This is a genomic window from Bacillus sp. BACIII (assembly GCF_057836745.1).
Window position 1 is genome coordinate 2,660,584 of record NZ_CM174437.1, and the last position, 14,106, is coordinate 2,674,689.

Here is a 14,106-nt window from a genome sequence, read left to right on the forward strand (position 1 = left end):
CATAATCCGGAATTCTGTATCGTGAAAAGAGGAAAAAGGGCGGTCCCTTCTTCCTCTCGTTCCTTGCTTTTATTGAGAAAGTGTATCACGGTACTCATGAAACTGATCTGTGACATCTTTTGACGGAGCCTGTGTCAATAAGCTGACGACAAATACAGCGGCAAGGCTTACAGCAAAGCCCGGAATGATTTCGTACAAAAAGTCTGAAAGACCGGCATTCGCCCAAATGATTACGGTAATCGCTCCCGCAATCATGCCGGCGAGTGCCCCCCATTTCGTCATCCGTTTCCAAAATAAACTGAGCAGTACGACCGGCCCGAATGACGCGCCAAATCCCGCCCATGCATAGCTGACAAGACCTAGTATCGTGTTGTTTTTCTCCCAGGCGAGCACCAAGGCGATGATTGACACCGCAAGCACTGCCATTCTCCCCAGAAATACGAGTTCCTTATCAGAAGCCGAACGCCTGAACATGGACTTATACAAATCCTCTACTAAAGAACTGGACGTAACGAGCAGCTGAGACGAAATCGTACTCATAATGGCCGCTAAAATCGCAGAAATGAGAAATCCCGTAATAATCGGGTGGAACAGAATGTTGCCAAGCTGAATAAAAATGGTTTCCGGATCAGCCAGCTTCATTCCGTGCTGGTGGTAATACGCGATTCCCGCAAGCCCCGTAAACAGCGCGCCTAGTGCAGACAAAATCATCCATCCCATTCCGATCCGTCTGGCGCGTTTGATTTCTTTCACAGATGTGATCGCCATAAAGCGCACAATAATATGCGGCTGCCCGAAATAGCCGAGCCCCCACGCAAATAAAGAAATAATGCCAAGGACGGTCGTTCCTTTGAACATATTAAACAGTTCCGGGTTGACGGAACGGATATCGGCAACGGTTTCTCCCGGGCCGCCCGTATGAAAAATCGTCACAATCGGCACGAGAATAAGCGCTGCAAACATGATGATCCCTTGGACAAAGTCCGTCCAGCTTACCGCCAAAAAGCCCCCGAACAAGGTGTAGGCGACAACGACGCCTGTCACAACCCACAGGCCGGTGTGATAGTCCAACCCTAAAATGCTGTTGAATAGGACGCCTCCGGACACCATGCCCGATGATACGTAAAATGTGAAAAAGACGAGAATGACAAGACCTGAAAACAGTCTGAGAAGCTTCGTATGATCACCGAAACGATTTTCAAGGAAACCCGGAATGGTGATGGAATTCCCCGCTTGTTCAGTATACGTTCTCAGTCTCGGCGCCACGAAAAGCCAGTTCGCCCATGCTCCGAGCACAAGGCCGATGACAATCCAAGCGCCGCTTAACCCCGTTGAGAACATGGCGCCCGGAAGCCCCATCAAGAGCCATCCGCTCATATCCGCCGCTCCCGCGCTGAGCGCTGTGACGGCAGGACCTAAAGAACGCCCCCCGAGCATGTAATCCGTCAGATTTGACGTCCGTCTGTAGGCGAAATAACCGATAAACAGCATGCCCGCCATATAAATACAAATGGATATAATCAACTGAATGTTTGCTATGGCATTTCCTCCTCCGCTTTATATGTTTATGGTGAAATGGACACCCCCCGCGAGGAGGATGCCCATTCAGTCCCTCTTAAAACATTTCACTGATTGTTTTCGCCTGCATGTGGAGGGCCAAATAATCCGGGCCGCCCGCTTTTGAATCAGTGCCGGACATTTTAAAGCCTCCGAACGGATGATATCCGACAATCGCTCCCGTACAGTTGCGGTTGAAGTACAGGTTGCCGACATGGAATTCCTGTTTCGCCCGTTCAATATGTTTGCGGTTATTTGTAATGACCGCTCCTGTCAAACCGTATTCGGTATTGTTTGCCACTTCCAGCGCTTCATCAAAGTTTGATACTTTAGAAAACCCGACGACCGGCCCGAAAATTTCTTCCTGCATGAGTCTGGCTTTCGGATCAAGGTCAGCGAAAATCGTCGGCTTGATAAAGTAGCCTTTTGAATCATCTCCGGTGCCGCCGCTTACTAAACGGCCTTCTTCTTTTCCGATTTCAATGTAGCTCATGATTTTATCGTAAGAGCCTTGGTCGATGACAGGCCCCATATACACGTCAGCGCTGTCAGGGCTTGCCGTCACTTTTGATTCAGTAATTTCGATGACGCGCTCCAAGACAGCATCGTATACTTTTTCATGCACAACCGCGCGGGAACCGGCAGAACATTTTTGTCCCGCGAAGCCGAATGCTGATGTGAAAATGGATTGCGCCGCCAATTCAATGTCCGCGTCCTCATCGACAACAACCGTATCTTTACCGCCCATTTCTGCAATGACACGCTTTAAGTGCTGCTGTCCCGGCTGCACTTTCGCCGCGCGTTCAAAAATTCTCGTACCGACTTCACGTGATCCCGTAAATGTAATGATGCTTGTTTTCGGGTGATCGACGAGATAGTCTCCCACTTCCGCTCCGCTTCCCGGCACAAAGTTGACAACGCCCTTCGGAAGGCCTGATTCTTCAAGCACTTCTACGAATTTCGCCGCGATGACCGGTGTCGCGCTTGCCGGTTTAAGAACGACCGTGTTGCCCGTTACGATCGGTGCCACCGTCGTTCCCGCCATAATCGCAAAGAGGAAGTTCCATGGCGGAATGACGACCGTTACGCCTGTCGGTGTGTAGACATATTGGTTCTTCTCGCCTTCGCGGCTGTTGACCGGCTTGCCTTTTGCCAGTTCGATCATTTGGCGCGCATAGTACTCCATGAAGTCGATCGCTTCAGCTGTATCCGCATCCGCCTCGTTCCAAGGCTTTCCTGCTTCTTTTACAAGCAAAGCGGAGAATTCATGTTTTCTTCTGCGGACTTTGGCAGCCGCGCGGAACAGGACAGCCGCTCTTTCTTCAGGAGATGTATATCTCCACTCTTCGAACGCTTTCGCAGCCGCTTCAATCGCTTGCTCAGCGTGCTCTTGAGAAGCTTTTGACACTCTGCCGACAACTTCTTCTTTATCAGCCGGGTTGATTGAAACGATTTTCGCTTCTGTTTCCACTCTCTCACCGTTAATGACAAGAGGATAATCTTTTCCCAGATACTCGCTTACCTTCGCAAGCGCTTTCTTGAATTCTTCAACGTTCGATTGATCTTGGAAATTCGTGAATGGTTCGTGTTTATAAGGTGTAGTCATTGTCATCTCTCCCTTTTTTACTTCTTAGTCATCCCTTTAAAGGCGAATGCGATATTTGAGGGGCGTTCAGCGAGCCGTCTCATGAAATAGCCGTACCAATCATCGCCGTAAGGCAGGTAGACTCTCATGTTGTATCCTTCTTCCACTAGGCTGAGCTGGGTTTGCGAGCGCATACCGTACAGCATCTGAAACTCAAAGCGGTCGTGTGGAATGCCGTGCTCTTTGACAAGCTGCTTTGTGAACTCGATCATCTTGTCGTCATGCGTGGCAATTGCCGTATAATGTCCCTTTAAAAGCTGTTTGCGGATGAGTCTTTTATAATTTTCATCTACATCGCTTTTTTCAGGATAGGCCACCTTTTCCGATTCTTTATAGGCTCCTTTGACAAGGCGCAGAAACGGATTCAGCGGGTCAAGATCATCAAGGTCCTTCTCCGTTCTGTACAGATAAGCCTGCACCACGGTGCTTACGTATTCATACCGGCTTCGGAAGTCTTTAAAGATATCCAGCGTTTTCTGGCATCTCGTCTCATCCTCCATGTCAATCGTCACCATGACTTTATGTTTTTCCGCCGTCTGGAGGATTTTCGTCATATTTTCATAGACGAGATCGAGATCTATATCAAGACCTAAAGACGTCATTTTTAATGACACTTGGGAATTCAGCTGTTCATCAGCGATTAAAGCGATGGTCTGCATGCACTCCTCGGTGCGTTCTTTCGCGACATCACCGCTGTTGACAAATTCACCCAAATGATCGACAGTAACTGACAGCCCTTGGCTGTTCAAATGTCGGATTGTCGGGATAGAACTGCGGATATCCATTCCTCCGATGATTTTGCCGGCTGCCACACGGCTTCCCCAGCCTCGCGCCATCTTATTGAGAAAGCTGCTCTTGGATAAAAATAAGAAAAAATCTCTTGTAATCACTTCCAACCTTAACACCCCGCAATCTAAGAAGTATTTGTATGAGTCTATTGTAAATGGACAAAACATCCTCTCACAATATTCTAAAAATACAAAGATTCTGATAAATTTTTGTGGTTTTTCCACAATCAGCTTCTTAGAGAGCAGGCGGATCATGCCGAAAAAAGGCGGACGGAAATGATAGAAATCGTCAATTCCCGCCTTTTTCTTCCCAAGCCTCTTCGACGGTCTGAATCAATAGCTGATTCAGTTCGTCCGTTATATCCGGTTTCGGTGTTTTGACCGTTTTGGCATACTGCCCGATGCGTTCTATTTCCTCTTCTATAAAGGCATGAATGATCGTATTTCCGGGTTCCGGAGCCAGTTCCTGTCCGCTTTTTTTCCTTGTAAGCAGTGTGCTGATTTCAGAAATGAGCGCTTCATCCGTCAATAGGGCATCTGCCAGTACAGGAAATGACATCGGCGGTACGGTGCCGAACGTTTCAATCCACTTGCAGGCAAGGAGAGGCCGCAGGACATAAAAATACTTTTTAATCTTCACTTCACTGCCCCGCAATTCCGTTTTTTCATTCCGCTTTGCCATATTGAGATAATGATAGAGGCATGCTTCGGGCGAAAAGGCGCGGTTTTTCAGTTTTCGGAGCTTTTCAGCCGCTGTGAAAGCTTCATAATAGATCATCTCAGAAGAAAGCCATTCCAAAAGAGGCGGATTTGATTTTTTACAGAGCCGCAGGGCTTTTCTCAGTTCCCAGCCGCTGACGTCAAGCATGTCATGGATCGGCTCTTCTATGACATCCCTATGCGGCTCAATGGAAAAGTACCATTCTTTTTTCGGCACATAGAGAAACCGTACATCGTAGTCGCTTTCGCTTGACGGAAATCCCCATGCGCGGCTTCCCGATTCTACGGCGTAAAGCACCTTAACGTCGTGCTTTGCCTCAATTCGTTTTAATTCTTCAATGATCCTTTGTTTCATTTGTATCCGTCCTTTTCCGTCATCATTCATGAAAAAAGCCCAAACACTTGGGCTTTTCACTGCTGTCAGCCTTTCAGATGCGCTTTCAGAAAGGCCAGCTTTTCCGTATGGAAAGAAGGTATATATTCATGGCCGAAATACCGGTAAACTTTCAATTCTTTTTCCGTTTCCAGATGATTGTAAGCGGCAAATACCGTCGACGGCGGAGTCACCCGGTCAATCAGCCCGATGGACATGAGAACCGGCACCTTTACGCGGTCCGCCAGATTCATGATATCAAAATAGGCCAGTGTATTCATCGCGGCCTTCTCCGTTTCAGGGCTGCCGTTTTTTCTGAAAAAGGAGTTAATCTCAAGATACGGCTCATCAAGTGCGACATCAATCGCCCGCTCAAAATTGCTTAAGTACGGATAATCAGCCGCAACCGCTCTCGGAATGTCGGAAAGCGCCGCCGCGGCGATGGAAAGCCCGCCTCCCTGGCTCCCCCCGATGACGGCGATTCTCGTTTCATCCACTTCATCAAAGCTGCTGATGACTTCAAGAGCCCTTACTGCGTCTAAGTACACACCGCGGTAATAATATGTATCTTTGTCTAAAATCCCTTTCGTCATCCAGCCGGGAACGTGTCCGTGCGGTGAGACGCTTGTATCTGTGCTGCTGTGCTGGCCGCGGACAAGCATCCCGAACGCGGCATATCCGTGAAGCGCCCAATTTACGATGTCATGTATATCCCCGTCATAGCTTGCGTTGTAGCCGTGGTATTTCACGATGGCCGGATGCGGGCCTTTTCGGTCGGGAACGGCGTACCATCCCTCAATTTCCGCCTTGCCGAAGCTTCGGTATTTCAGCCGGAATACTTTCACGCCGTCAGCCGGGTAGCTTTCAGGCGTCAAATCAGGCTTTGCCTCTTCCTTTGCAAGCTCATGTAATGATGATGCCCAAAAATCCTCAAAGTCATGAGGAGCGGTTTTATTTGGTTTATAGGTTTGCAGTTGCTCAAGCGGCAAGTCGTATAATTGCATATCCGATTATTCTCCTTTGTTTTATAAGATTTAATTTTCTGACTCTATCTTAACATGATTTTACCCTTATTTTCTAAACATTTTTATAAATGATCGGCGGACGCTTTCACTTTTTATCAAACGTTTGTTTAACAGAAAACAAAAAAGAGCTGTGCGCTCACAGCGGCACAGCTCTTTTTACATCGGCTGATACAGGTCCCAGCCGATTTTTAACGTTTCAACGATATAATCGGCAATTTCTTCAGGTTCCAGATTATCCGTTGCCACTTTTGAATTATGTTTATCATAGATGCTTTGGCGCTCGTTAAAGAGCTGCTGCATTTCATCCATTGAACGGTTATGCAGAACGGGACGGCTTTCAATCAGCAGGTCAGCCCGCTGCTTCCAATTCTCCCATGATAAATCAAGATGGAGCACGAGACAGTTTTCCAGACAGCATTGTCTGATTTCCTCTTGTTTAAACGAACCGCCCCCAAGAGACACGATCTTGAATTTCGTATTGCGGCAAATATCTAATATATAGTCCTTTTCAGTCTGACGGAAAAAGGCTTCACCCTTTTTCTCAAACATTTCCGGAATGGACATGTTGAAATCTTTCTCAATCTGCAAATCAATATCAATGAAGTCTCTGTATAATTTTTTAGCGACCAGCTGGCCGATTGTTGTCTTACCGACACCCATGAATCCGATCAGTACAATATTTCTTTCTCTTACGGGAATGGCACGTTTTGCGTTCATCTTCGGCGAAATCCTCCTAAGGAATGAAAAAGTTATGTTTATTATATGATAACTCCATATTGAAATATAGAGATAATGCGATGAGTTTTTCGATCTACCGGAGCGTAATACGTTCCACCTTTCCGACAATGAAAATATAAGAAAACGCCCCGATAAAGGCGACAGCGCCGACAAACAGAATCGCTCCGTTGTATGAACCGGTCGCAGAGACGATAAACCCGATGATAAGCGGCGTGATAATACCGGCCATATTGGCGAAAAAGTTAAACACGCCCCCTGCCAATCCGATTGTCTCGCTTGGCGCCACTTCACTCAGCATCGTCCAGGAAATATTGGACATGCCCTGCGCAAAAGAAGCAATGGATAAGATCGCCAAAACCGCCGGGGAAGAATCCGTAACATTCGCGAGCACGATGGAGCCCGTCAACAGAAGACCGAGGATAACGGGCGTCTTTCGGGCAACGTTCACTGATACGCCCCGCTTCATCATGCCGTCAGACCAAAATCCGCCGAACAATACGCCGAAAAAGGCGGCGATATACGGGATTGATGCGGCGAAGCCGACTTTTAAGAAAGCCATGTGCTTTGCCTCCGCCAGATAAGTCGGAAACCATGTCAAAAAGAAGAACAGCGTGGACGCTACGGCGAATTGGCCAATATACAAGCCGACAAGCTTGCGGTATTTAAGAAGCTGGACGAAATCCCGCCACGTGATCCTGCCGGCTGATTCAGACACCTCTGTCAGCCCGCCGCCTTCTTTAATATATTCAAGCTCTTCCCGGTTCACTTTCCGATACCGGTTCGGCTCCCCTGATACATCTTAAACCAGAAAACGGAGAAAACAAGCCCGAGCAGCCCTGAAGAAATAAAGACGGCTCGCCAGTCGAATGCCGTTAATACCCAGAATAAAACCGGTGTGGCGAACGCCAGTCCGACATATTCCCCCGCTGTGTAAACACCCGTCGCAAAGGCGCGTTCCCTCCTCGGAAACCATGTCGTGACAATCCGGTTGTTTGCGGGAAAGGCAGGCGATTCAGCCAGCCCGATAATCAGGCGGCAGCCGAATAAAAATCCGAAACTGGCCGCAAAAGCTTGCACTCCGGTGAAAACCGACCAGACAAATAAAGAAACTCCGTACGTCCGTTTTGACCCGAATTTGTCCAAAATAAGCCCGCCGGGAATCTGCATACCCGTATAGGTCCAGCTGAATGCGGAAAATACGACGCCCAAAAGCGCGGGGCTTATGTTCAGCGAAGTCTGAATGGACGGGGCGGCGATGGATACACTTGCACGGTCTATATAATTAATCGCAGTGATAAAAAACAAAAGAATCAGTATCACATAACGAGCGCGAGTCGGTTTATTGCGGACGGGCCTGAAGTCCGTCAGCTCTGTTTCATTTTTCAATGGCTTCTCCCCCTTACTCGAATGACATTAATTGTACAACACTTCGAGCAATTATTTAATACTTTGACGCAAAAAAGCGCTAAACAATTTGTGTTCAATACTGCACCGCTTCCATAAAAAAAGTGTTTACCCTTTTCATCTGTTTATCCGCAGCTTATCCGGGGAAAAAACACATATAGGATAGACAGTTAACGGGAGGATTACCGATGAAACTGAGCTTTTGCACGACAGGGTTTAAAAAAAAGCATATTCTCGATGTCATTTCTTTCGGAAAAGAGCACTCCTTTGACGGAATCGAACTGTGGTACGGCCACGCCAAACAATATATAAAAGAAATCGGCCCGCTCGACAGGCTTGAACAGCAGCTTCAGGAGGAAGGCTTCGAAGTGCCCGCTGTCAGCTTGTACACTGACTTCGCCACTCAGGATGAAAGGCAGGCGTTAAAGGATGTTCAAAGGGCATTAAGCGCGGCGAGGCAGCTGCACAGCCCTTTGATCAGAGTCTTTGCCGGCAATCTGCCTTCGCACCGGACGTCACCGGAAAAGTGGGAGCGTGCGGTGGATCAATTTCAGGAGGCGGCACTGCTCGCAGATGACTATGACGTCAATATCGGGCTTGAGATTCATTACGATACGTACGCGGATACACCGGAAGCGGCGCTGGCATTTTTAGAGGATGTCGGACATCCGCGGGTCCGCATCATTTTTGACGGCTCCAACCTTCACGTCAATCACGTGGACCAAATGTCTGCTTTAGAAAAACTGTATCATACCGTCAGCCATATCCACCTGAAAAACTATCACTGGAATTTTGACAACTGGTATCTCAGCAAGCCGGTGTCTGTTCTGCAAGGCGATTTACGGCAGGAACCCTTTCTGAAAGAACTGTTGAACAGGCAATACGGCGGATTCGTGTCACTCGAATACTTCGGTCGTCATGCTGAAGCGCATATGAAAGAATCATTGAATGAGATCAGGCACTGCTTTAAGAAATAAAAAAATTTTAGAAACGTAGAAGGAATTTTATGGATGATCATCTAATTATTAACACTGTAGTACATTTCATTTGAAAAGGAAGTGTTCGAAATGAAATTCAAAAAAGTGTTAACCGGTTCTGCGCTGTCTCTTGCCTTACTGATGTCTGCCGCTCCTGCCTTTGCCGCATCACCAACAGCATCCGCATCCGTGGAAAATAGCCCAATCTCAACGAAAGCAGATGCCGGTATTAATGCCATCAAACTCGTTCAAAGCCCTAACGGCAACTTCGCTGCTTCTTTCGTTTTAGATGGAACAAAGTGGATTTTCAAAAGCAAATACTATGACAGCAGCAAAGGGTATTGGGTAGGGATTTATGAAAGTGTAGATAAATAAAAACGATAAACAAAAACCTCCCTTTCAAAAGGGAGGTTTTTTATTTCTATTTCCACCAATCATCAAACATTGATGCCGGCACCTGACGCTTATGTTCCGTACTGAGATAGCGTTTTTCCAACGCCTCAATCACTTCGGAAGAAACGTCCTTGCCTTCTAAATAATCATCAATGTCATTGTATGTGATGCCGAGCTCTGTCTCGTCCGTCTGCTGCGGTTTTTCATCGAGCAGATCGGCCGTCGGTAATTTCAAATACAGGCGTTCCGGCGCGCCGAGCTCTTCTAATAAACGTCTGCCCTGTCGTTTCGTTAATCCGGTCAGCGGCAGCAGGTCAGCTCCGCCGTCACCGTATTTCGTGAAGAAACCGGTCACCGCTTCAGCCGCATGGTCGGTACCGATGACAAGCAGCCCCTCTTGTCCGCCGATGGCATATTGCGCGATCATTCTCATTCTGGCTTTTACATTTCCTTTGTTAAAATCAGTCAGCTGATCGCCCGTTTCTTTTTTGTACTGATCGGCGAACGCGCTGACAGCGGACTTAATATCAAACGTCCATGATTGATCAGGCTTAATGAATTTGAGTGCCAATTGGGCGTCATCCTCATCCTGCTGTGCACCGTGCGGAAGACGGACGGCGATAAACTCCGCGTCTCCGCCTTCCTCTCTGATGCGTTCAGCCGCCAATTGGGCGAGGCGTCCCGCAAGCGTGGAATCCTGCCCCCCGCTGATGCCGAGCACAAAGCCTTTGGCACCTGTTTTTTTCAAATATTGTTTCAAAAAGTTCACTCTGTCCTCAATTTCTTGTTTCGGATCAATTGAGGGTTTTACGTGGAGATCATTCATAATTTGTTTCTGGATGCTCATCCCAATCACTCCTCCTGCATTGTTTCTTTATGATTCATTTCCCGTTCATGCTGAAAATGAATCATGCCACTATGTACGACTCTCTGTTAAATATATCACAGGTGCAGTTTTTAAGTGAATCAAATACACCGGGATCAGCTGATTTCCACCCGCAGCGCCGTAATGCTGTCGCCGTTGCATTTTCCTTTTTCGATCGGGCAGGATGAAAACGCGACGACGAGATCCATTTCCGCACGGAGCCGTACGTAATCACCCGCAGCAGACAGAGGCGTTTCGACTGACAAGTTCCCCTTCTCATCAAGCACCGTATTCATAAAGATGGCAAACGGGTAATGCATATGCGGCCGCGGCACCCCGAATGGTTCAAGCGCCCCGCTCATATTGTCATAGCACGTATCCTGGAGCTCATCTTTATGCTTTCCGTATAAAAGCCTGTTCATATCCGGACGACAGGCGGGAAGCAGCAGGTCATGCTTGCCGACAGTATCTTCAATCAGCGTCAGCATCGGCTTATATAAATTTGAATAAATATGATCGCCCGTTTTCACATGAATGGACTGATTGGCATCAATCGTCGCGCCCTGATCAAGATGCTCATAAAAGTCCTTGGCATGATACGCCGTAAAATCAGCCACCTGCTGCCCTTCCACATCGACTACTTTTATAATCTGCCCTTTGTGAACCTTCAGGCCGATCCCTTTTTTCGGCGGTACGATAAATTGCTGTGTCATCAGACTGCTCCTTTTTTTCTTCTATTATGAACCCCGGCCGTTTGTTTCATGTAAAGCAATTTATTGGATGTATATTCCCGTTCTGCCGGCCGCAATCTAAGCTTTGATAAAGGGGTTGAATTACATGGGTAAATCACAGGACCAGCCTAAAGGAAATCTCGCTTGGTGGCAGCTCTCTTTAATCGGCGTCGGCTGCACGATCGGGACGGGCTTTTTTCTCGGGTCCAGTATCGCTATTGTCAAAAGCGGATATTCCGCGCTGATCTCATTTCTCATTGCCGGGCTCGGCACCTATTTTGTCTTTGAGCAGCTCGCGAAGCTTTCGGCTAAGCAGCCCGAAAAGGGGTCTTTTTGCGCTTATGCGAGAAAGGCTTTCGGCTCTTGGGCCGGTTTCAGCAACGGCTGGGTGTACTGGTCGTCTGAAATGCTGATTACGGGAAGCCAGCTGACAGCCATCTCACTGTTTACGAAGCATTGGTTTCCGAATATACCGCTGTGGATTCTCGCCTCCATCTATGCAGTGCTCGGTCTTTTAATTATTTTTACGGGGCTGTCCGTTTTTCAAAAAACGGAGAATGTGCTCGCTGTTGTCAAGACGGCGGCCATTTTTATGTTTATCGTCATCGCCATTTTGGCGCTGTGCGGTATATTTTCTCACAAACCGGATGTCCAGGTGCCGAATGAATCAAAGGATTTGTTCCCGCACGGAGCAATGGGTTTGTGGACGGGACTGATTTATGCGTTTTACGCTTTCGGGGGAATTGAGGTCTTGGGGCTGATGACCGTACATTTGAAAAAGCCGGAGGAAGCCTCAAAATCAGGCAGACTGATGCTTATCGTTCTTGCGGTGATTTACGTCATTTCTCTCGGCCTGGCGCTATTGTTAGTGCCGCTGGGCAAATTCACCGAACAGGACAGCCCGTTTATTACATCTCTGAAAGGCTTTCATTTAGATGTCATTCTTGATATTTTTAACGGGATTTTTATTATTGCGGGATTTTCTACGCTCGTCGCCTCGCTGTTTGCCGTGACGACATTGCTTTGTACGATGGCTGATGACGGAGATGCGCCGAAATGCTTCAGATTGAAGGAAAATAAAAAAATCTGCTGGCCTGCGCTCGGATTGACATCCGCCGGACTCATCGTCTCTATCATCCTGTCATTGGTGCTGCCGAAAAGTATATATGAACACATGACCACCGCGGCAGGCCTGATGCTTCTGTATACGTGGCTGTTCATTTTGTTCTCAGGCAAGAAACTGATCGAACCGACAAAATCGGGAACGGCACAGATTTTTATCGCCCTCGTGCTGATTGCGGCAGCCGTCTCCGGGACGCTGTTTGAGAAATCGAGCCGGCCCGGTTTTCTGGTCAGCCTTTGTTTTCTTGCCGTCATTGCGATCGTGACATGGATCGTACAAAAAAAGCAGGGACACAGCCCTGCCGGATCATAGCTTAAACAATCTTTTCAAATAGGAAAAAGGACATTTTGACACTTGCGTCTCATCATCACGGAGGAAATATTGCTTCCATTCTAAATTGTCTTTTCCTCCGTACCACCCCAATCGGGGATGAAGAGGGGCTTCATCATACGCCTCTAAGCGTTTTCTGATCAGCCGGCTCATGTTTCGTCCGAACGCGGTTGAATCATTTAATCCTTCAAAAACCCATCTCGGCTGAAACGCCAGCATAAAAAACGGGAAGCTTCTGCTTTGTCTCGCTTTATGCGCAGGCGTTGCGCACAGAATAAAATACGGCTCGCCGTCAAAGCAGAACTCCCATTTATAATGTTCAGGATCTTCCGGCATATCTTCCGGCCAGTCTTTCGGATCGCAGCCGCTCAGCCGGTTTAAAAAAGACCAGAACAGCTCTTCATACGCCTCAATGGAATAATGTTCAGCTAAATCCTCAGGCGTATCAAAAATCACAAGCAGCGACGCGTATCTTCCGGTTTCCCTTGAGATTTTTCCGTATTCGGACAGCAGCAGCCCCACTTCCTCCGGGGTTCCCTGCTCACGGGGATCACCCGCAAAGGATATCCGAAGCTGATCTGTCAGAAACCCCTGACGTCCGGGTATGCACGGAAATGCGTCCGCTTCATCTCCTACTTTTTCTGATAGAAGCTCAAAAGCAATTCTCTGCCATTTTGTCAGATCCAATAAATTTTTCTCAAGGCAACTTTTTGTGTACAGCCCGCTTGCCATTGGCCCACCTCCAGTATCGTCATGATACGTTATGATGGAGATAGGCGATGGGTGACAGTCCTTCTATTTATGAGATGAGCATTTGAATCCCCTGCCATCCGAAATAAAAACCAAAACCGATCAAAGACACACCTGCCGCTCCCGTCAGCCAGCGAAGCGCTTTTTCGTGGAGAAGATTTCTGAAAGAGCTTGCGGCAATCGCCATGCAGAAATCCCAGATCAAAATGCCGAGAAGAATGCCGGAGCTGTAAATCAAAAGCTGGTTCTCATCGAAGGATTCAGCGGTTTTGGCGAGAATGCTGCCGTATATGCCGAGCCAGAATAAAATGCTCAGCGGATTGGAAAGAGAAATAAAAAATCCCGCGCCGAATGTTTTGTAAAAAGCCGGTTTTCCTTTTCCGCTTCTGACGTTCATGGCTTCCCTTATATTTTTTAACGTTTCGACGCCCGTGTAGGTCAGCACAAAAAAACCGAAAAGCCACAAAAACGTCTTCACGAAAGGCGCCGTCAAAAATTGAAACAGCCCGAAATAGATCAGAATCATATACAGCCCTTCTGCCGCCATGGCGCCAAGACCGAAAATCCATGCATGCCAAAAGCCGTTCTTAATGCCTTTGTCAATTTGCGCCGCATTGACCGGGCCGATAGGTGCTGACAATGACAGCCCGAGAACGATGTAGCTTACAAAGATGTTCATTGGCTTCC

General features: G+C 47.7%; 13 protein-coding genes and 1 pseudogene. 3 read left to right on the forward strand and 11 right to left on the reverse strand.

From position 1 onward, the window contains the following. Window positions 1-69 precede the first annotated feature (69 nt). The 7 genes and pseudogenes from putP to ACXN9U_RS12915 form a co-directional block, all read right to left on the reverse strand. Entirely contained in the window at window positions 70-1,524 is a 1,455-nt protein-coding gene (gene putP / locus ACXN9U_RS12885; protein WP_082761627.1) for a sodium/proline symporter PutP, read from the reverse strand. A gap of 91 nt (window positions 1,525-1,615) precedes the next feature. After that, window positions 1,616-3,163, reverse strand: coding sequence for an L-glutamate gamma-semialdehyde dehydrogenase (gene pruA, locus ACXN9U_RS12890; RefSeq protein WP_016936812.1), 1,548 nt, complete (start codon window positions 3,161-3,163; stop codon window positions 1,616-1,618). A 17-nt stretch (window positions 3,164-3,180) separates the two neighbouring features. Then, window positions 3,181-4,092, reverse strand: coding sequence for a proline dehydrogenase family protein (locus tag ACXN9U_RS12895; RefSeq protein ID WP_101605621.1), 912 nt, complete (start codon window positions 4,090-4,092; stop codon window positions 3,181-3,183). Between the two features lie 187 nt (window positions 4,093-4,279). Then, window positions 4,280-5,065, reverse strand: a complete 786-nt coding sequence (locus tag ACXN9U_RS12900; protein WP_489201750.1) for a nucleotidyltransferase domain-containing protein — start codon at window positions 5,063-5,065, stop codon at window positions 4,280-4,282. Window positions 5,066-5,130: 65 nt separating this feature from the next. Further along, window positions 5,131-6,087 (reverse strand): cephalosporin C deacetylase, encoded by a 957-nt coding sequence (gene cah, locus ACXN9U_RS12905; protein WP_489201751.1) that lies wholly within the window; start codon window positions 6,085-6,087, stop codon window positions 5,131-5,133. A gap of 177 nt (window positions 6,088-6,264) precedes the next feature. Beyond that, window positions 6,265-6,825, reverse strand: a complete 561-nt coding sequence (locus tag ACXN9U_RS12910) for a shikimate kinase (RefSeq protein ID WP_003156609.1) — start codon at window positions 6,823-6,825, stop codon at window positions 6,265-6,267. Between the two features lie 94 nt (window positions 6,826-6,919). Further along, a pseudogene (locus ACXN9U_RS12915) lies at window positions 6,920-8,232 on the reverse strand (MFS transporter). A gap of 206 nt (window positions 8,233-8,438) precedes the next feature. Here ACXN9U_RS12915 and ACXN9U_RS12920 point away from each other — a divergent pair. Further along, window positions 8,439-9,227 carry a sugar phosphate isomerase/epimerase family protein gene (locus ACXN9U_RS12920; RefSeq protein WP_060963647.1) on the forward strand — a complete coding sequence of 263 codons (789 nt, stop codon included), beginning with the start codon at window positions 8,439-8,441 and terminating at the stop codon, window positions 9,225-9,227. A 90-nt stretch (window positions 9,228-9,317) separates the two neighbouring features. After that, window positions 9,318-9,602 (forward strand): antimicrobial peptide LCI, encoded by a 285-nt coding sequence (locus tag ACXN9U_RS12925; protein WP_003156618.1) that lies wholly within the window; start codon window positions 9,318-9,320, stop codon window positions 9,600-9,602. Window positions 9,603-9,648: 46 nt separating this feature from the next. Here the strand turns inward: ACXN9U_RS12925 and nadE are convergent, their stop codons facing one another. Together nadE and ACXN9U_RS12935 are read right to left on the reverse strand one after the other, a co-directional pair. Further along, window positions 9,649-10,467 carry an NAD(+) synthase gene (gene nadE, locus ACXN9U_RS12930; protein ID WP_060963648.1) on the reverse strand — a complete coding sequence of 273 codons (819 nt, stop codon included), beginning with the start codon at window positions 10,465-10,467 and terminating at the stop codon, window positions 9,649-9,651. A 134-nt stretch (window positions 10,468-10,601) separates the two neighbouring features. Next, complete coding sequence (locus ACXN9U_RS12935) at window positions 10,602-11,198, reverse strand: DUF1989 domain-containing protein (protein WP_060963649.1); 597 nt, start codon at window positions 11,196-11,198, stop codon at window positions 10,602-10,604. Window positions 11,199-11,322: 124 nt separating this feature from the next. On the opposite strand from ACXN9U_RS12935, the gene ACXN9U_RS12940 reads away from it, so the two are divergent. Continuing rightward, a complete protein-coding gene (locus ACXN9U_RS12940; protein WP_489201752.1) occupies window positions 11,323-12,651 on the forward strand; it encodes an amino acid permease in 1,329 nt (442 codons plus the stop codon). Here the strand turns inward: ACXN9U_RS12940 and ACXN9U_RS12945 are convergent. Next, window positions 12,646-13,401, reverse strand: coding sequence for a YqcI/YcgG family protein (locus ACXN9U_RS12945; RefSeq protein ID WP_489201753.1), 756 nt, complete (start codon window positions 13,399-13,401; stop codon window positions 12,646-12,648). The two genes, ACXN9U_RS12940 and ACXN9U_RS12945, sit on opposite strands and share 6 nt — an antisense overlap. 67 nt (window positions 13,402-13,468) lie before the next feature. Further along, window positions 13,469-14,098: a LysE family translocator gene (locus ACXN9U_RS12950; protein WP_060963652.1), complete on the reverse strand. Its 630-nt coding sequence runs from the start codon at window positions 14,096-14,098 to the stop codon at window positions 13,469-13,471. Window positions 14,099-14,106: the final 8 nt, after the last annotated feature.